The organism is Janthinobacterium glycogeni, assembly GCF_051380725.1.
Classification (GTDB): Bacteria; Pseudomonadota; Gammaproteobacteria; order Burkholderiales; family Burkholderiaceae_D; genus Janthinobacterium.
Window position 1 is genome coordinate 366316 of the sequence record NZ_JBNYXP010000003.1, and the last position, 16077, is coordinate 382392.

Annotated in this window: 19 protein-coding genes; 12 read left to right on the top strand and 7 right to left on the bottom strand. The window is 65.1% G+C overall.

From position 1 onward, the window contains the following. Nucleotides 1–513, bottom strand: a complete 513-nt coding sequence (locus tag ACQ4W4_RS10125; protein WP_436541874.1) for a sigma-70 family RNA polymerase sigma factor — start codon at nt 511–513, stop codon at nt 1–3. A gap of 278 nt (nt 514–791) precedes the next feature. Between ACQ4W4_RS10125 and ACQ4W4_RS10130 the strand changes: the two genes are divergently transcribed. From ACQ4W4_RS10130 to ACQ4W4_RS10140, 3 genes are read left to right on the top strand one after another with little or no spacing between them, the layout of a single operon-like run. Beyond that, a complete protein-coding gene (locus tag ACQ4W4_RS10130) occupies nt 792–1187 on the top strand; it encodes a c-type cytochrome (protein ID WP_436541875.1) in 396 nt (131 codons plus the stop codon). A 57-nt stretch (nt 1188–1244) separates the two neighbouring features. Then, nucleotides 1245–2138 carry a metallophosphoesterase family protein gene (locus ACQ4W4_RS10135; RefSeq protein WP_436542021.1) on the top strand — a complete coding sequence of 298 codons (894 nt, stop codon included), beginning with the start codon at nt 1245–1247 and terminating at the stop codon, nt 2136–2138. A gap of 3 nt (nt 2139–2141) precedes the next feature. Next, nucleotides 2142–2525: a cupredoxin domain-containing protein gene (locus ACQ4W4_RS10140; RefSeq protein ID WP_436541876.1), complete on the top strand. Its 384-nt coding sequence runs from the start codon at nt 2142–2144 to the stop codon at nt 2523–2525. Nucleotides 2526–2549: 24 nt separating this feature from the next. Here ACQ4W4_RS10140 and ACQ4W4_RS10145 read toward each other — a convergent pair whose 3' ends face one another. Next, nucleotides 2550–3566, bottom strand: coding sequence for a formylglycine-generating enzyme family protein (locus ACQ4W4_RS10145; RefSeq protein WP_436541877.1), 1017 nt, complete (start codon nt 3564–3566; stop codon nt 2550–2552). A 274-nt stretch (nt 3567–3840) separates the two neighbouring features. On the opposite strand from ACQ4W4_RS10145, the gene ACQ4W4_RS10150 reads away from it, so the two are divergent. The 3 genes from ACQ4W4_RS10150 to ACQ4W4_RS10160 all read left to right on the top strand — a co-directional run bounded on the left by ACQ4W4_RS10150 (nt 3841) and on the right by ACQ4W4_RS10160 (nt 6534). After that, nucleotides 3841–4872 carry a sensor histidine kinase gene (locus ACQ4W4_RS10150; RefSeq protein ID WP_436541878.1) on the top strand — a complete coding sequence of 344 codons (1032 nt, stop codon included), beginning with the start codon at nt 3841–3843 and terminating at the stop codon, nt 4870–4872. Further along, the gene (locus ACQ4W4_RS10155) at nt 4869–5621 is read left to right on the top strand and encodes a LytR/AlgR family response regulator transcription factor (protein WP_436541879.1); all 753 of its coding nucleotides are present in this window, start codon (nt 4869–4871) and stop codon (nt 5619–5621) included. Before ACQ4W4_RS10150 ends, ACQ4W4_RS10155 begins: the two co-directional genes overlap by 4 nt. A gap of 103 nt (nt 5622–5724) precedes the next feature. Then, nucleotides 5725–6534: an alpha/beta fold hydrolase gene (locus ACQ4W4_RS10160; RefSeq protein ID WP_436541880.1), complete on the top strand. Its 810-nt coding sequence runs from the start codon at nt 5725–5727 to the stop codon at nt 6532–6534. 110 nt (nt 6535–6644) lie between these two features. On the opposite strand, the gene ACQ4W4_RS10165 is transcribed toward ACQ4W4_RS10160, so the two are convergent. Both ACQ4W4_RS10165 and ACQ4W4_RS10170 read right to left on the bottom strand, forming a co-directional pair. Then, the gene (locus ACQ4W4_RS10165; RefSeq protein WP_436542022.1) at nt 6645–8123 is read right to left on the bottom strand and encodes an MFS transporter; all 1479 of its coding nucleotides are present in this window, start codon (nt 8121–8123) and stop codon (nt 6645–6647) included. A 129-nt stretch (nt 8124–8252) separates the two neighbouring features. Further along, nucleotides 8253–8837 carry a GNAT family N-acetyltransferase gene (locus tag ACQ4W4_RS10170; RefSeq protein ID WP_436541881.1) on the bottom strand — a complete coding sequence of 195 codons (585 nt, stop codon included), beginning with the start codon at nt 8835–8837 and terminating at the stop codon, nt 8253–8255. A gap of 97 nt (nt 8838–8934) precedes the next feature. Here ACQ4W4_RS10170 and ACQ4W4_RS10175 point away from each other — a divergent pair, with 97 nt between their 5' ends. From ACQ4W4_RS10175 to ACQ4W4_RS10185, 3 genes are read left to right on the top strand one after another with little or no spacing between them, the layout of a single operon-like run. Next, a complete protein-coding gene (locus ACQ4W4_RS10175; protein WP_436541882.1) occupies nt 8935–9816 on the top strand; it encodes a LysR family transcriptional regulator in 882 nt (293 codons plus the stop codon). Nucleotides 9817–9852: 36 nt separating this feature from the next. After that, on the top strand, nt 9853–10143 hold the full coding sequence (locus tag ACQ4W4_RS10180; RefSeq protein WP_436541883.1) for a DUF6434 domain-containing protein: 291 nt from the start codon (nt 9853–9855) through the stop codon (nt 10141–10143). 32 nt (nt 10144–10175) lie between these two features. Further along, the gene (locus ACQ4W4_RS10185; RefSeq protein ID WP_436541884.1) at nt 10176–10634 is read left to right on the top strand and encodes a hypothetical protein; all 459 of its coding nucleotides are present in this window, start codon (nt 10176–10178) and stop codon (nt 10632–10634) included. Between the two features lie 3 nt (nt 10635–10637). Here ACQ4W4_RS10185 and ACQ4W4_RS10190 read toward each other — a convergent pair whose 3' ends face one another. Together ACQ4W4_RS10190 and ACQ4W4_RS10195 are read right to left on the bottom strand one after the other, a co-directional pair. Further along, a complete protein-coding gene (locus ACQ4W4_RS10190) occupies nt 10638–11693 on the bottom strand; it encodes an NAD(P)/FAD-dependent oxidoreductase (RefSeq protein WP_436541885.1) in 1056 nt (351 codons plus the stop codon). A gap of 22 nt (nt 11694–11715) precedes the next feature. Next, entirely contained in the window at nt 11716–12258 is a 543-nt protein-coding gene (locus ACQ4W4_RS10195; protein WP_436541886.1) for a GNAT family N-acetyltransferase, read from the bottom strand. A 100-nt stretch (nt 12259–12358) separates the two neighbouring features. Between ACQ4W4_RS10195 and ACQ4W4_RS10200 the strand changes: the two genes are divergently transcribed. The 3 genes from ACQ4W4_RS10200 to ACQ4W4_RS10210 are packed head-to-tail and all read left to right on the top strand — an operon-like array spanning nt 12359 to nt 14559. After that, entirely contained in the window at nt 12359–13540 is a 1182-nt protein-coding gene (locus tag ACQ4W4_RS10200; RefSeq protein WP_436541887.1) for a citrate synthase, read from the top strand. A gap of 45 nt (nt 13541–13585) precedes the next feature. Then, nucleotides 13586–14077, top strand: coding sequence for a MarR family winged helix-turn-helix transcriptional regulator (locus ACQ4W4_RS10205; protein ID WP_436541888.1), 492 nt, complete (start codon nt 13586–13588; stop codon nt 14075–14077). 29 nt (nt 14078–14106) lie between these two features. After that, nucleotides 14107–14559 (top strand): PaaI family thioesterase, encoded by a 453-nt coding sequence (locus ACQ4W4_RS10210; protein ID WP_436541889.1) that lies wholly within the window; start codon nt 14107–14109, stop codon nt 14557–14559. A gap of 222 nt (nt 14560–14781) precedes the next feature. Here ACQ4W4_RS10210 and ACQ4W4_RS10215 read toward each other — a convergent pair whose 3' ends face one another. Then, the gene (locus ACQ4W4_RS10215; protein ID WP_436541890.1) at nt 14782–16032 is read right to left on the bottom strand and encodes an MFS transporter; all 1251 of its coding nucleotides are present in this window, start codon (nt 16030–16032) and stop codon (nt 14782–14784) included. Nucleotides 16033–16077: the final 45 nt, after the last annotated feature.

The following is a 16077-nucleotide window of genomic DNA, read 5'->3' on the forward strand; positions in this document are numbered from 1 at the left end:
TCATTTCTCATCGGTATGTTGTTTCAGGTAGTCAAGCAGCAGCTTGCGGCCGCGCGCCAGGCGCGACATCACGGTGCCCAGCGGAATTCCGACGATGTCCGCAATCTCCTTGTACGAACAGTCGTCCATCTCCTTCAGGACCAGCACTTCCCTGAAATGCCGCGGCAGCGCTTCCAGGGCGTGATCGACGGCGTCCTTCACGTCGGCCCGGGCGAGGATGTTTTCCGGGTTGCCGCCCGCCGCCGGCGCCATGCCGCATGCCCCGTCGTCCTGGCCATGGAGCTCCTCGTCAAAGCCGATGTCGCCCTGTTCCGCGCGGTTGTCGCGCAGGGAGGTGTAATACGTGTTGCGCACGATCGTCAGCAGCCAGGCGCGCGCGCCATCGCCATGGTAGCCATCCATGAAGCGGTAGGCCCGCAGGAACGCCGTCTGCACCAGATCCTGGGCATCCTGGTCATTGCGCGTGAGCCACCGTGCCAGGTTGTAGGCGGCATCCAGGTGAGGCAAGGCCATTTTTTCAAAGTACCTGGTTTTATCGATGTCACTCAAATGAACACCCGTCAGCCTGTCTATCGTCTCGGTCTCTCTTGCTAAGACTCGCCTTGCCTGCCGTTTATTCCCGCCGCCGCGACTTTTTTTGCGCCGTGCCGGCATTTCACGGCCGGCCGCCCTCGCCGGCAGGAAAACTGGCGCAAACGGGAATATTTTCCGCGCCTTTGGAGTTATAGCACTTGCAGGCCCCGGCTGCATCGCGCCGGTGCCAGGCAACTGCAAAACGAAAGGATGCCGACATGAAACACCCCTGTTTCCTCCCCGGCCTGGCCGCCGCCATGCTGCTGGCCGCCGGCGGCGCCAGCGCCGGCGATGCCGCTCATGGCCAGGTGCTCTACAAAACCATGTGCATGTCCTGCCACTCGATCGACTACAACGGCGTCGGTCCCGCGCACAAGGGCGTGTTCGGCCGCAAGGCGGGCAGCGCCGCCGGCTATGCCTACTCGCCCGCCGTGAAGGCGTCCGCCATCGTGTGGAACGAAAAGACGCTGGACCAGTGGCTGGCGGGGCCGGAAAAACTGATTCCGGGCCAAAAAATGGGCTATCTGGTGCCGTCCGCGCAGGACCGCGCCGACCTGATCGCCTACCTGCAGCAGGAATCCGCGCGGGCCAGCTCGGCGCAGGCCGCCAAATAGAGACCGTTGTACCACCGCCTGCCAGCCATGCCAGGCACTTAAAGGAGAGTCATTATGATGGACCGTAGAAGTTTCATGAAACTGACCGCCATCGGCGGCGGCGCCGTATTCCTGTCCGGGCTGCACGGACATGCGCCGGCGGCGGCAGCCGGCGGGGCGGCCGCCCCCTACGAGGATTTCTATTTCGTCCAGCTGTCCGACGTGCACTGGGGTTTCACGGGCGCCGCCAACCCCGATGCCCGCAACACCTTCAGGAAGGCCGTCGCCACCGTCAACGCGCTGGCCGTGCAGCCCGACTTCATCATTTTCACGGGCGACTTGACGCACACGACGGACGACCCGAAGGAACGGCGCCAGCGCATGGCCGAATTCAAGGACATCGCGGCCGGCCTGACGGTGAAGACCGTGCATTTCATACCCGGCGAACATGATGCCTCGCTCGACAACGGCGCCGCCTTCCAGGAAAACTTCGGCCCGTCGAATTACACCTTCGAGCACAAGGGCGTGCACTTCATCGCCCTCGACAACGTGTCCGACCCCGGCGCCAGCATCGGCGAGGCCCAGCTGGCATGGCTCAAGAACGACCTGGACCGGCAGGCAAGCGATGCGCGCATCGTCGTCTTCACCCACCGGCCCCTGTTCGACCTCGTGCCCAAGTGGGACTGGGCCACGCGCGACGGCGACCAGGCCCTGGCGCTGCTGGCGCCGTACCGCAATGTGACGGTGTTCTATGGCCATATCCACCAGGAACACCACCACATGACGGGGAACATCGCCCACCACGCCGCCAAGTCGCTGATTTTCCCCCTGCCCGCGCCCGGCTCGCAGGAAAAGCGCACGCCCCTGCCATGGGACCCGGCCGCGCCGAACAAGGGACTCGGTTGGCGCGAGGTGGAGGCGCAAGCGGCTAATGATTACAAGCTCGCGGAATTTCCCGTGGCCGGGAGCTGAACCATGGACCGCGCAAGACGACAGTTCTGCATCCGCAGCGCGTGCGGCTTCGGCGCGCTGCTGGCGGTGGCCGCCATCGAAGCCCGGGACCTCAAGAATGTTGCTAGAAAGGAAAGAGTCATCACCATCGAGGCGAAGAAATTCGTCTACACGCCCAACGAAATCACCCTGAAGACAGGCGAGCCGGTGGTGCTGGCCTTCACGGCCATCGATTTCATGCATGGTTTTTTCATCCCGGACATGAAAATTCGCGCGGACCTGCAGCCGGGCCAGGTCACGCAAGTGCGCCTGACGCCCGCGCAGGCCGGTGAATACCCTTTCCTGTGCGACAATTTCTGCGGCAGCGGCCACGAAGAGATGAGCGGCAAGATCATCGTCACGGACTAGGCCGGCGCGCGCGCCGCCCGCCCGTCAGTCCCGCGGCGGGCGCGCCGCCTGCCGGGCCGCTGCCAGCGCCGCGACGAAGGCGGCGTCGCCGTCGGCGCAGGCGCTGGCCGTGCAGCTGCCCACGTCCTCGGCGATGCGGAAGCCTTCGCCCAGGCTGCTGGCGTTGCCGCGTCCGCCATGCCCGCGCGCGGCGCTGCGCAGCACCTGGCGCGAGGCAGAATAGCTGCCGCCCCGCGTGATGAAGTAATCGCCTTCCGCCTCGCAACCCTCGCTCCAGGCCGCGCCATCGGCGGGTGCGCCCCGGTAATCGGGGTGCTGGCAATCCGCCACCCACTCGGCCACGTTGCCCATCATGTCGTGCAAGCCACGGCCGTTGGGCGCATACAGGCCGACGACGGCCGTGTACTCGGCGCCATCGTCGCAATCCGTGACGAGCATGTCGAGGCCGAAGTCGCGCCGGGCGGCAGCCTGGAAGCGCCGGTCCTTCATGTTGGCGTAGGTACATAATTGATCTGGCGCATCGCCGGACGGGTATTTCGTCGTCGTGCCCGCGCGCGCCGCGTATTCCCACTCCGCCTCGCTGGGCAGGCGGAAGGCGCGTCCCGTCTGCTGCGCCAGCCATTGCACGTAGGCATGGGCATCGGTCCAGCTGACGCACATGACGGGGTGGTAGTCCGTCGGCGCGTGCGCGGGCGCATCCCAGCCCGCTTGCTTGAGCGCCATGCCGTCGCCGCGCTCGAATTCCCAGCATTCACTAGCCGCCCGGTAGCCGGTGGCGGCGACGAATTGCCGGAACTGCGCCACCGTCGTCTCGTATTTCGCCAGGCGGAAGGCTGCCACGCGCACGGCGCGGGGCGGTCCCTCGGCCGGATTGTGGCTGCCGTCGCCGATGGGCGGCTCCGTGCTGCCCATGATGAACGTGCCGGCGGGAATGCTGGCCATGGGCGGGAGGATGGGCGGCTGCGGGGCCGCCGGTGCGGCCTGGACGCTGCATGGGAGCGCGCAGGCGAGGCAAAGCAGGCCGTGTTTCAGGTGGTTCATGGGCTTCCTGGTCATGGTGGGTGGAGGTCCAGATTGCCAGCCTGTCCCGCCCCGTGCCCTGCCCATGCGACGAATCGACAGTACGGCCGACGAATGGCAAGCCAAGTTCTGGTCAATCAAGCAAGGGGCCGCTACACTACGCCCATGATGCAAAAAACAACCTTGTCGCAGGGCCGGCGCTCGCTATGGGAGCTGCGCGCCCCGGCATGCCGTCCCCCTCCCGACCCGCCTGCTGCTCATTTCGCTGATCGGCGTCGCCCTGGCACTGGGCCTGATGGCCATCGTCGCCATCTTCGGGCGGGTCGACCGGCCGCGCTGGTGGTGGGCTTCGCTGCTGCCGAACATCGGCATCTGCCTGTGCATCGTGCATACCCTGTTCGGCGCCCTGCGCCTGGCCGGGCGCTGGCTGCCGGCGCCGCTTGCCGAGCGCATGTCGGACGTGCGCGACGTGCGCGCCGGCATGGCGCTGGGCGCGCTGGCCCTGGCCGCCATCATCGCGGGCATGACGATCGGCTTTACCATCGTGCCCATCCTCGTCGGCTTCAAGCTGTGGGGCATGTTCGTCTCCCTGCCCGCCGCGCTGACCAAGTTTGCCGTCTTCATCCTCTTCATCATGGCCGCCAACTGGGCCTGGTGGCGTGCGCGCCTGCGTCAGCAGCAGCTGCAGACCGAAGTGACGGATGCCCGCCTGCGCCTGCTGCAGGGGCAGATCGAGCCGCACCTGCTGTTCAACACCCTGGCCAACATCCAGAGCCTGATGGACTACGACCCGCCCCGCGCCAAGCGCATGCTGGAAACGTTTTCTGGCTACCTGCGCGCCAGCCTGGCGCAGCTGCGCCAGGGCGACAGCAACGTGGACGCGGAACTCGACATGGCGCAGCAGTATCTTTCCTTGCTGCAAATACGCATGGAGGAGCGGCTGCGCTTCCGCATCGACGCCTGCGCGCAGGCGCGCCTGGCCCGCATGCCCGCGCTGATGTTGCAGCCGCTGGTGGAAAACGCCATCGAGCACGGACTGGCGCCCACCCTGGACGGCGGCAGCATCGTCGTGCAGGCCGTGGTGCGCGCCGGCCGCCTGGAAGTGCGCGTGCTGGACGACGGCGCGGGCCTGGCCGCATCCGGCAAGCCGGCGCGCCCGGGCAGCGGCATGGCGCTGGCCAACCTGCGCTCGCGCCTGCAGGCCCAGTTCGGCGCCGACGCCAGCCTGAGCCTGCGCAAGCGCGATGGCGGGCCTGGCACCGAAGCCGTGCTGGAGCTGCCCTGCCAGCCTGGCGCCGGCGCCACCGCCATGCCGGCGGCGGCATGATGCGCGCCCTGATCGCGGACGACGAGCCGCACCTGGCGCTGTACCTGCGCGACCAGCTGCTGGCCCTGTGGCCGGACTTGCAGGTCGTCCACGTGGCGCGCAACGGCATCGACGCCGCCGCCCGGATCGTCGAGCTGGAGCCCGATATCGCCTTCCTCGACATCCAGATGCCCGGCCTGACGGGGCTGGAGGTGGCGCAAGGCATCGAAGGCGCGACGCGCGTGGTCTTCGTCACGGCCTACGATGCATTTGCCCTGCAGGCGTTCGAGCACGCGGCCCTCGACTACCTGCTCAAGCCCGTCACGGCCGAGCGGCTGGCCCGCACCGTGACGCGCCTGCGCTCCGTTCCACCCCAGCCGCCCGCCAGCGCGGCCATGGCGCAGACCTTGCAGCAGCTGGCGCCCGCGCCCGGCCCTGCCCGCCCCCGGCTGCGCTACATCCTTGCCTCCCGGGGCGAGCGCGCGCACCACCTCGACGTGGCCCAGGTGCGCTTTTTCCATGCGGACGACAAGTACACGGTGGTAGCCAGCGTGGAGGGCGAATTCCTGATCCGCACGCCCATCATCGAGCTGGCCGCCCAGCTTGATCCGGAACAATTCTGGCAGGTGCACCGCTCCACCGTGGTCAACCTGGCCTGGCTGGACGGCACGCGCCGCGACGAAGCGAGCCGCTTGTTTCTGCGCATGCACGGCCACGCGGGCGAGCTACCCGTGAGCCGCGCCTTCGTGCACCTGTTCAGGGCCATGTAGCGCCCGGCTTGCCATCCGTCGTGCCGGCTGTCGATACGTCGCAAGTCCCGTGCGGCGGGCCTGGCCGTCGGCGATGCTGGGGTTTTCCCTGCCGGAGACATCCATGCTCATCCCCTTCCTGCTTTCCTTTTGCGCGGCCACCGCCGCGCCGGCCCTGCCCGTCCCCGCCATCGACAGCATCGGCGGGCGCCAGCTGGAGTCGCTGACCCTGCGCCACGCCACCTCGCGCGACGTGGTGGTGTTCGAGAACGGCTCGCGCGCCACCATCGAGAAATGGGGCACGGTGCCGGCGCGGCTGGCGCAGCAGGCGAGCGTGTTCGCCTACAACCGGCCCGGCTATGGCCACAGCGAGGCGGCAGCCACGCCGCGCGACGGGCGCACCATCGTCGAGGAGTTGCGCGCCGCGCTGCGCTTCAAGGGCCTGGCGCCGCCCTACGTGCTGGTCGGCCATTCGCTGGGCGGCCTGTACCTGCAGCTGTATGCGCGCGCCTATCCGCGGGAAGTCAAGGCACTGGTGCTGGTCGACGCCCTGTATCCGCGCATGGTCAGGCCCGTGCAGGAGTTTCCGTGGCTCACGCGCATCGCGGGCCGGCTGGCCTTTTCCCGCACCGTATGGCGCGAAATCGAGCACATCGACGCGACGGGCGAGATGGTGCTGGACTTGCCGGACGCCGGCACGCCCGTCGTGCGCCTGGAAAACCGGCCCGTTTCCAGCACGGCGATCGCCGTGGACTTCGGCGCGTTCAGGATGGACCAGGCCAGCCGCGACGCCGTCAAGGCGCTGTATCCGCAGGCCGTCAACATGGCGGCCGATTCCAGCCACCAGATGGCCCTGACGTCGCCGGACGTCGTCGTGGCCGCGATCCGGCAGGTACTGCCGCCGGCGGCCGAGAAAGTTGCTTTGGGAGAATGATTTCCGGGCCAGCCATGCCTGATGTGGGGCCGGGCTGTAAACGCGACCGGCCCGCCGTGTGTGCGGCGGGCCGGTCGTCGTGCGGTATGGCGGGGCGCGAAGCCCGTGCATCACGCGGCGCGGCGCGCGCGCAAATGCAGGTAGCGGATGGCGGCGGCAGCCACCATCAGGATGGCGGAAGCCGTTGCCAACACGACAATAAATGCCTTATCGAAGGCCGAGCGGGCCAGTTCCGACACTTGCAGGCCCAGTTCGGCCGGCAATTGCTCGGCGGCCAGCAGCGCCGCGTCGAGGGTGTCATGGGCGTTCGGCAACAAGCCCGCGCTTTCCGGAATGACCAGGGTGGCGCTGTAGACGGCCGACATGATGGTGCCCAGCACCGTCACGCCGATCACGGCGCCCAGTTCGTACGACACTTCCTCGATCGAGGCGGCCATGCCGGCCTGTTGCGGCGCCACGTTGAGCATCACGGCGCTGGACGCGGCCGTCATCACGGCGCCCAGGCCCAGACCCAGGATCACCAGGCTGGCCACTTGGGCCGAGACGGCGGCGTCATGCAGCAGCAGATACGATGCCATGCCGATGCCGGACAGCAGCAGCGAACCCCACAAGACCTTGGCCTTGTCGGCGCGCGGCAGCATGAAACCTGTCAGCGGGCCGGCAAAGACGGACGCCAGCGGCAACGGCAGCAGCAGCAGACCCGCTTCCAGCGGAGATAACTCACGCACCAGCTGCATGTGCTGGCTCAGCGCCAATTCCATGCCGATCAGGGCGGCCGAGGCCACCATGGCGGCGGCCACGGCGCTGGAAAACGGCAATTCGCGGAACAGGGCGAAGTCGATCAGCGGCCGGGCTTGCCGCTTCTGGCGGCGCACGAATTTCAGCATGAAGAAGGCGCCCACGGCGAAGGCCAGTGCGGCAATCGCATACGACGGCTGCGACTTGCCCAGCTCCTTGATCGCATACACGCCACCAAGCAGACCCATCATGATTTGCAGGGAGCCCTTCAAGTCCCACGGCTTGTCGCGGTTACCGGCCCGCTTCGGCAGCACGATGGTGGCCAGCACCAGGGTCAGCAGGACGATGGGCACGTTAATCAGGAAGACGGAACCCCACCAGTAATGTTCCATCAGGAAACCACCAAGCACGGGGCCGAAGGCGGCGCCGCCGGAGGCGATGGCCGCCCACACGCCGATGGCGAACGAGCGCTCGCGGTTGTCCGTAAAGGTCAGACGGATGATGGACAAGGTGGCCGGCATCATCAAGGCGGCGCCGATGGCCAGCAGCACGCGGGCAAAGATCAGCCATTCCGGCGCAGGCGAAAACGCGGCGCACAGCGAGGCGATGCCGAACACGGCCAGGCCGGCGAGGAAAACGGGTTTGTGGCTCAAGCGGTCACCGAGGGTGCCGAGGCCGGGCAACAGACCGGAGACGACCAGCGCGTACACGTTGATGATCCACAGTTTTTGCGAGGAAGTGGCCTGCAAGTCGCGCGTCAGCGCGGGCAAGGCGGTGTAGAGCACGGTCATGTCGACCACGATCAGGAACAGGGCGCTGGAGACGATGGCCAGCGTCAGCCATTTTTTCATTGGATGCATAAACAACTCGTGTGATTTTAGTGTAACTTTTAACAACTATCGGTGTGGATGAATTTGGTGCTGCGCAAATATTTACGTTCCAGGCTGCCACGGGCCTGGGCTGGTCGGAGGCGGCGGGCGTCAGCCACGGTCGCCATCCTTGTCATCCACCACAGCGGTGACTGCCGGCGCGTCGAGTTCGCGCAGCATGACGACGGAGACTTGCTTGAAGCCGCGGCCCTGGAAGAAGGTCTGCGCCGTCAGGTTGTGCGCGCCGCATTCGAGGAACAAACGGGCGATGCCGTGATCGCGCAATTCGCTTGCGACCCACTCCACCAGCTGGCTGCCGATGCCGCTGCCGCGCACGGACGGCAGCAAGACCAGGTCGTCCAGCGCGGCGAACGATTTCGAGGCGCGCTGGCGCGTGTCGATGGAGACTAAAGCCATGCCGACGATGGCCTCGCCCAGGGTAGCCACGGCCAGCAGGGTCGAATCGCCATGTGCCCAGTCATGCGACAGGGCGGCGCGGATCTCGCCGCGTATCACCTCAGGCAAGTCCGCGCGCCAGTTGCCGGGCGCATCGGCACGCTCGCCCTGCAGCTCCGAATGGGAGATATAGTCGGCGCTGACGTTGTCAAGATATAACTTGCACAAGGTATCTTCGACGGTGGCGTCGTGACACCAGGCAAAGCTGATGGCGGGGGAATTGGTTTGGGCGTTTTTCATGGCGGATCTCGTGTTATTGAACATGTAAACGCATTTTATGTCGCCCTGGAATGGCATTCAAGTTAAAATCCATCTGTAAAACAGATAGGTTGATGCCATGCACTGGACTTTGGAACAAATGCGTTACTTTGAAGCGGCCGTTGCGGCCGGCTCTTTCTCGGGCGCGGCGCGCCGGCTGGGCCGCGCGCAATCGGTGGTCAGCACCTCGATCGGCTTGCTGGAGGCGGAATTCGGCGTGGAACTGTTCGACCGTTCGCGCCGCAGCGCCGTGCTGACGGAAGCGGGCAAGGTGATGCACCTGGAAGCGTGCGAACTGCTGCGCCAGGCCGAGCGCCTGCAGCTGCGCGCCCAGCTCTTGAGCGCCGCGCCCGAAGCCCAGCTGACCCTGGCGCTGGACGAAGCCCTGCCCTACCTGGCCATCGGCACCCTGGTCAAGGAATTGGCGGCGCGCTACCCGGCGCTGGAACTGGTGATGCTCAACGCCACGGCGTCCGAGGTGGCGCAATACGTGGAGCAGCAGCAAGCCGACGTGGCCTTCCACTTCGACCGCGGCCCGATTTCTCCCGTGCTGGAGCAGCAGCACATCGGCAGCGTGGCGCAAGGCGTGTTCGTGGCCAAAGGCCATGCCATGGCGCACGGCCAGGAAGTGAGCCGCAACGAGCTGACCCGCTACCGCCAGCTGATCATGGATTCAGAACTGAACCGCGAACACGCCTTCAGCCCCGCCGTCTGGTTTTCCGACAGTTTCTACAGCATCTCGGAAATGGTCGCGGACGAGCTGGGCTGGGCGATTCTGCCGCTGAATATCGCCAATTACGACAATTACAAGGGCTATCTGCAGGAAGTGCCCTGCCCTGCCCTGGCTTTATCCAGGCTGCCGGTGCGGCGGCTGTCGATTCATGGCAAGAAACTGAGCGAGACGAGTTTGTGGCTGACGACGAGGCTGGCGGAGTTGCTGGCGGATGGGCCGAGGGGGTGAGCAACTGGACAGTCGAACTGTTGCACATGATCTAGAATGGCACGCTCCGGCCATCCAAGGGAATACAGCAAAGGGAATACAGCAAAGGGAATACAGCAAAGGGAATACAGCATGGAATTCGATTGGCACGGCGGCATTATTTCCCGCCACACTGTCGTTGATGCGCACTACAGGAATACGCAGAACGTCAGGCGCTTCCTGCTCGCCCAATGCGGACCGCAATTTACGTTCCAGCGCGATTTCATGGCCTGGATACGCGACGGCGCCGTGAAAACCATGGGCGATGTTGCCGATGAATGGCTACGCCGTCACCGCGTGGCCGGTTAGCCGCTTGCACGCACGAAAATAGAAAGATTGACATGACACTATCAACGGTGCTCAGCAACTGGCTCGCCATGGCCAGAGACGATACCGTCGAGATTGATCCCGACGACATCAATCACGAAGCGATGACCAATATGTGGAGCTTTTCGCCCACGGACGAGGAAACGCCGCAGATTCATGCGGCCGATATCGTCGAGTTCATCGGTGAGGTGATCGCGGCGCGCCGCGGCGCACTCACAGGCGAAGACATGCTGTTGTATTGCTGGCACGATGCGCAGTGCCGCCAGTTGCGCTTTAGCCTGGTGTCGCGCTCGCATGGGCGGCTGCCGTTTCGCTGCGAGCTGCGCGAAACGCAGGATCTGACCTTGATCGCCGACCGGGTGGTGAACGGGGACTGGCGCAACGAGGATGTTATGCAGGCCCCGTCGGAGGAAGGCGATGAGCAGGAGCCGGCGCCGTCCTACCTGCCCGTGTTCGTGACGCCTGTGCCCTAGGAATCAGCGCACCAGAAAACGCGCCGGCCGGCAAGCTTCCAGGGCTGCCGCCGGCTGGCCATCGACGATTTCCCCGCTGGCCTGCTGCCCAACGATGGCCGCCAGCACCACGCCCGGATGCATGGCGCAGACGTACACGCCTTCGATATTTGGCAAATAGCCGATGACGGGCACGCCGTCAAAGGGCATGGGGCGCAGGCCGATGCAGGCGAACTCTGGCACGATGGCCTCGGCGCCTTCCAGTTCATTGCGGATCGCGCTGGCCGTGCGCTGCGCCATCGCGGCGGGCTGGTTTTCCGGCGTGTCGTCCAGGTAATCTTCCGCCGCCAGCATGGTGCCGTCCTCGGCTTGGCGCACTTCCATGGCATGGCTGGAAATGATGCCGCGCACGAGGCCGGGCGGCGCCTGGTAGCGCAGGAAGATGGCGGGCGAGGCGTGAATCGGCAAGTCAACTCCCAGCTGCGCGGCCAGTTTGGCCGTGCCCGTGCCTGCCGCCAGCACGACCAAATCAGCCTCGATGAGGCCCGTGGCCGTTTCCACGCCTGTCACCTTCCCGTCCCGGACGGCAAAACCCTGCACGGGCGTCTGCGTGCGGACTGTCGCATCCAGCGCCTGGGCCGCTGCCAGCAAGGCGTGCGTCGCGGCAACGGCGTCAAGGGCGCCCTGCTCCGGCTCGTGCAGTGCTTGTTCCGGCGGCCGCCGCAAACCTGGTTCAAGCTGGGCGATGCGCGAGCGGTCTATGACTACGGACTCTGGCGACAAGCGCCCATCCTGCGTGCCATACGACAAGGCGCCGTCCCAGCGCACTTGTAAGCCCCGCACCTGCGTTTCCAGCCGGCGCCAGGCGCCGATGGCGCCGCCGCGCAGGGCTGCGATGGGGTCCATCCCCGCGCACGACGCGTTGATCCAGGCAAACGAGGTGCCCGTCACGCCGGAAGCGATGCCGCCCGCCTCGACCACGGTGACTTGCGCACCCTTGCTGGCCAGGTGGTAGGCGAGCGACGCGCCGACGATGCCGGCGCCGATGACGACGATGCGTTTTGATGCTTCCTGATTCATATCTGGCAACTTTGCATATTAATCATAGGACAGAGTCTACCCCAGCCGAGCGCAAATCCAGCGCATAGGCATGGCCATCGACAACGTTGCCCGCCACGATGGCAATATCGGATACGGCCATTCCCTGCACGAAACCGCAGCGTTCCAGCACGCGGATCGATGCTGCATTGCCGTCGATGGCGTAGGCAGACAAGCTGGCCAGCCGCCACTCGTCTTGCGCCAGGGCGATCAGGTGGTGCAGTGCGGCCGTGGCCAGGCCCTTGCCCGCGTGCCCCTCGCCGATGCGGTAGCCGACTTCGGCCGTTTGCGCTTGCCCGTCGATATCCTTGAGGTTGGCGCGCCCGATCAATTCCCCGTCTTTATCGAGGATGACGCAGGGGTGCATGCGGCCCTGTGCGTGTTCTTCCAGGAATTGCGCGACGTGCGCGTGGATGCCGTCAACGCTGTAAAAAGTGTCCGGGCGCCGGTCGATATGGCGCTCGAACCAGGCCCGGTTGGCTTGCTCGAATGCCAGTAACGGGGCGGCGTCGTCCGGACGCAGGGTGCGAATGGTAAATGTGCTCATGGATACTCCGGGAAAGGCATCAGTCTAGTGACGCGCCACCCGGGCCGTCAATCTTGATTCCATCAATCAATATAAAGTGACAAACGCTACAATGGTCGCCATGAACAACGATCTGTCCGCTCCTGACGCGGCGCGCCTCTTGGGCGTCAGCCTGCCCACCCTGTATTCCTATGTGAGCCGGGGCTTGCTCGCTTCCGTCAGCAATGGAGAATCGCGCCGCAAGCGCTATCCGCAGGAAGACGTGCTGCGCCTGGCGGCGCGCAGGAACGACGCCAAGCGCGGTGGCCAGACGGCCGTGGCCGCCATGCACTGGGGCGTGCCCGTGCTGGAGACGCGCATTTCCCACATTCTCGACGGCCGGCTGCTGTACCGGGGCCATGATGCGACGGCGCTGGCCCAACACGCCACGCTGGAAGCTGCCGCCGGCCTGCTGTGGGACGATGGTGCGAGTGACTATTTCCGGCAAGACGCGCCCATCCTGCCGCCAGGACTGGCCGGCGCGCCCGATGCGGCGCCGCTGGTGCGCGCCATGCTGGCCATGGCCATGCTGGCGACAGCGGACACTGCGCACGCGCTGCAATCCGGCCCCGCGCTGATGCGCATCCTCGCCGCCGCCCTGCTGCAAACGGCGCCATCCGCCTTGCCGCTGCACCGGCAGCTGGCCCGGGCGTGGCATGCCGATGCGGAGCAAACCGAACTGCTGCGCGCGGCGCTGGTGCTCTTGGCCGACCATGAATTGAATGCGTCGACCTTTGCCGTGCGCTGCATCGCTTCGACGGGCGCCAGCCTGCCCGCCGCGCTGGGTGCGGGATTGGCGGCCTTGTCCGGAGACAAGCACGGCGGCGGCAGCGCGGCGGCCAGACGCATGCTGACGCAGGCGCTGGCCGCGCCGGATGCCAGGGATGCCAGGGCAGCCATCGGCAAGTACTACGCGGCCATCGCGCCGGCATTCGCCGGTTTCGGCCACCCGCTGTATCCGCATGGCGACCCGCGCGCCGCGTATCTGCTTGGCCGTTTGGCTACGCTGTCGCACGGCTACCCGCAGCTGGGCGCCATTTTGGCCGCGTGCGCCACGGCGGGCGACTTGCTCGAAGTAAAACCGAATGCCGATCTGGCGCTGGCGGCCATGGAACTGGCGTTCGGCTGGCCCGAGGGCGCGGGCATGCGCGTGTTTGCCCTGGCCCGCTCGGCCGGCTGGATCGCGCATGCCGCCGAGCAGGCCGGCAGCGCGGTGCTGATCCGCCCACGCGCCCGCTACATCGGGCGCCACCAATGCGACTGAAAATGGACGCTTGATTTATTACGCATACGTAGTAGTATGCTCCGTATGCGTACCAATGCCGCCCCCACCCCAGACGTACCCGATGCCGCAGCCTGCCCGCTGGGCGAGCGTTCGCCGCGCCTGTTCAATCTGCTCAATCTGGCGCGACAGAACCTGTTTCGCTCGGCCGATGCCGTGTTCACCAGCGAACTGGGATTTTCCGGCACGCAAGTGGTCGCCCTGTTTGCCCTGAAGGGCGAGGAAGGCTGCCAATTGAAGGATCTGGGACGGGCGCTGCAGCTGAAAAACTCGGCCGTCACGGGCCTGGTGGCGCGCATGGAAGAAAATGGCCTGATCGTGCGCGGCCAGTCGGCGCTCGACGCGCGCGCCGGCACCCTGCACATGTCGCCCAAAGGTGGCGAGGTGCTGGCCGCCGCCCTGCCCCTGCTCGATAGCCTGAATGAACAACTGAAAGCCGGTTTCAGCGAGGAAGAGCTGGCCGTTGTCGCCCGCTTCCTGCTGCACGCCTCGCGTCTGCGTTTCCAGCAAGACATTTAACCCATCCATCACCCCTCACAGGAGTTACCATGCACCCCAACGACATGACCGGCTTGCAACTGATGCAAGCGTTCGCGCAAGGCCTGTTTCCCCGCCCCGGCATTTCCAAAACCATGCCAATGGATGCCCACACGATCGAGCATGGCAGGGTCGTCTTCACGGCCACGGCGAATGAAAACCACACGAATCCCATGGGCGGCGTGCACGGCGGTTTCGCGGCCACCGTGCTCGACACGGTCACGGGCTGCGCCACGCACACGGTCTTGCCGGCTGGCGAAAGCTACGGCACGACGGACCTGAACATCAAGATGTGCCGCCCCCTGCCCTTCAACGTGACGGTCTACGCCGAAGGCAAAGTCATCAATGCGGGACGCAACCTGGTCATTTCCGAAGGCACGATCCGTGACGAAGCCGGCAAGGTGTATGCGCACGCGACGGCCACCTGCATGATCATCCGTCCCCGGGAGCAAGCCGCCGCATGATCCATATTGGCAACATCGAAGAAGCCTGGCAAGTGCTCGATACCCGAATTCGACCAGCGGCGCAGTTCAATCAGGGATTGGCCAGGCATATGTTCCTCATTTGCTGACGCGTTGAGACAACTCGGTTCGAGATGTCAGCTTACCCAATAATGGAAAGTCAGCTATCGTTTAAAGGCTTTCCATCTTCTTCGTCATACAAGCATCCTGAAGTGAGCCAAAAAGTCAAATGTGCAGCACTGGGGCTCCCGTCGCGCCGTCCTGCGGCGATTCGACTTGAACTTTCAAAGCGATGAGGAGAGCAGCAAACAGCATCACAACGCCAGCAATAATGAAAACGCCTGTGACGCCACCAAACCCGAACATCATGCCACCCAATGCAGCGCCGGCAGCGATGGAAGATTGCACCGCAGCGACAACCATGCCGCCAGCCGTCTCCGCCTGATCCGGGACAGCACGAGCCACCCAGTTGGACCAGGCGACAGGTACGCCGCCGAACGCCAGCCCCCACAGAGCCACCAAAAACATCAGGCTGGTTCCCTGGACTGGCAGCAAGATCATGCCGAATGCCGCGAGGCCCACCAGCGCAGGCATGAGCACTAAAGTGGCACGCAGGCTACGCTCCATGAGCCAGCCGGCCAGCAGCGTGCCAATGAAGTTGGCGACACCAAAACCCAGGAGCATCAGAGACAGACTGTTTACATCAATATGGGCAACACTTTCAAGAGCGGGGCGAATATAGGTGAACAATGCGTATTGCCCCGTATGGGCAAGGACACAGCCCAACATCCCGATCCCAATCCCCGGGCGACGCAGCAATCCCAGTACCGACGTGGTGCGCGTCATCGTGCGCGGCGCCATACGGGGCAGTGTGAACAATTGAAACAAAAGTGTTAGCCCTCCGACAGCTGCGGCGGCTATAAATGCACTGCGCCAGCCATATATCCCCCCTAAGTAGCTGCCCAGCGGTACGGAAACAACCGTCCCGATGGCGATACCGCTGAATATGATGGATAGCGCTCGCGGCACTGACCTTGCTGGCACCAGTCGCATAGCCACGGCTGCCGCCATGCTCCAAAAGCCTCCCAACGCGACGCCCAGCAGTATGCGCATCACCAACAGAACTGTCAGGCTTGACGATAACGCCACCAGCAAGTTCGACGCGATCATCAGCACTGTGAAAGCCAACAGGACGACACGTCGGTCAAAATTACGCGTCAGGCGCGGCACCGAAAGTCCGGCGAACATGGCCACGACGGCCGTCACCGTCACTGCCTGACCAGCTAGCGCCTCCGATACACCAAGATCGAAGGCCATCGGGGTCAATAGGCTGGCTGGCAGATACTCCGCCGTCAGGAGGCCGAAAACTCCCATGGCCAGTGAAAACACTGCCATCCATGCCGCCGCCGCTGGCTCTACAACAGAGGCATCGCTCGCGTCGGGCGTTTGCCCGTTACTCAAAACATCATTGTTCATCTCTAAAATTCCTAAAACGATCAGAGTCGAAAGTCTAGAGCTAAA

Coding starts and splice junctions, on each gene's coding strand:
- ACQ4W4_RS10125 (WP_436541874.1), bottom strand. CDS start 513: ATGGCCTTGCCTCACCTGGATGCCGCCTACAACCTGGCACGGTGGCTC.
- ACQ4W4_RS10130 (WP_436541875.1), top strand. CDS start 792: ATGAAACACCCCTGTTTCCTCCCCGGCCTGGCCGCCGCCATGCTGCTG.
- ACQ4W4_RS10135 (WP_436542021.1), top strand. CDS start 1,245: ATGGACCGTAGAAGTTTCATGAAACTGACCGCCATCGGCGGCGGCGCC.
- ACQ4W4_RS10140 (WP_436541876.1), top strand. CDS start 2,142: ATGGACCGCGCAAGACGACAGTTCTGCATCCGCAGCGCGTGCGGCTTC.
- ACQ4W4_RS10145 (WP_436541877.1), bottom strand. CDS start 3,566: ATGAACCACCTGAAACACGGCCTGCTTTGCCTCGCCTGCGCGCTCCCA.
- ACQ4W4_RS10150 (WP_436541878.1), top strand. CDS start 3,841: ATGGCCATCGTCGCCATCTTCGGGCGGGTCGACCGGCCGCGCTGGTGG.
- ACQ4W4_RS10155 (WP_436541879.1), top strand. CDS start 4,869: ATGATGCGCGCCCTGATCGCGGACGACGAGCCGCACCTGGCGCTGTAC.
- ACQ4W4_RS10160 (WP_436541880.1), top strand. CDS start 5,725: ATGCTCATCCCCTTCCTGCTTTCCTTTTGCGCGGCCACCGCCGCGCCG.
- ACQ4W4_RS10165 (WP_436542022.1), bottom strand. CDS start 8,123: ATGAAAAAATGGCTGACGCTGGCCATCGTCTCCAGCGCCCTGTTCCTG.
- ACQ4W4_RS10170 (WP_436541881.1), bottom strand. CDS start 8,837: ATGAAAAACGCCCAAACCAATTCCCCCGCCATCAGCTTTGCCTGGTGT.
- ACQ4W4_RS10175 (WP_436541882.1), top strand. CDS start 8,935: ATGCACTGGACTTTGGAACAAATGCGTTACTTTGAAGCGGCCGTTGCG.
- ACQ4W4_RS10180 (WP_436541883.1), top strand. CDS start 9,853: ATGGCACGCTCCGGCCATCCAAGGGAATACAGCAAAGGGAATACAGCA.
- ACQ4W4_RS10185 (WP_436541884.1), top strand. CDS start 10,176: ATGACACTATCAACGGTGCTCAGCAACTGGCTCGCCATGGCCAGAGAC.
- ACQ4W4_RS10190 (WP_436541885.1), bottom strand. CDS start 11,693: ATGAATCAGGAAGCATCAAAACGCATCGTCGTCATCGGCGCCGGCATC.
- ACQ4W4_RS10195 (WP_436541886.1), bottom strand. CDS start 12,258: ATGAGCACATTTACCATTCGCACCCTGCGTCCGGACGACGCCGCCCCG.
- ACQ4W4_RS10200 (WP_436541887.1), top strand. CDS start 12,359: ATGAACAACGATCTGTCCGCTCCTGACGCGGCGCGCCTCTTGGGCGTC.
- ACQ4W4_RS10205 (WP_436541888.1), top strand. CDS start 13,586: ATGCGTACCAATGCCGCCCCCACCCCAGACGTACCCGATGCCGCAGCC.
- ACQ4W4_RS10210 (WP_436541889.1), top strand. CDS start 14,107: ATGCACCCCAACGACATGACCGGCTTGCAACTGATGCAAGCGTTCGCG.
- ACQ4W4_RS10215 (WP_436541890.1), bottom strand. CDS start 16,032: ATGAACAATGATGTTTTGAGTAACGGGCAAACGCCCGACGCGAGCGAT.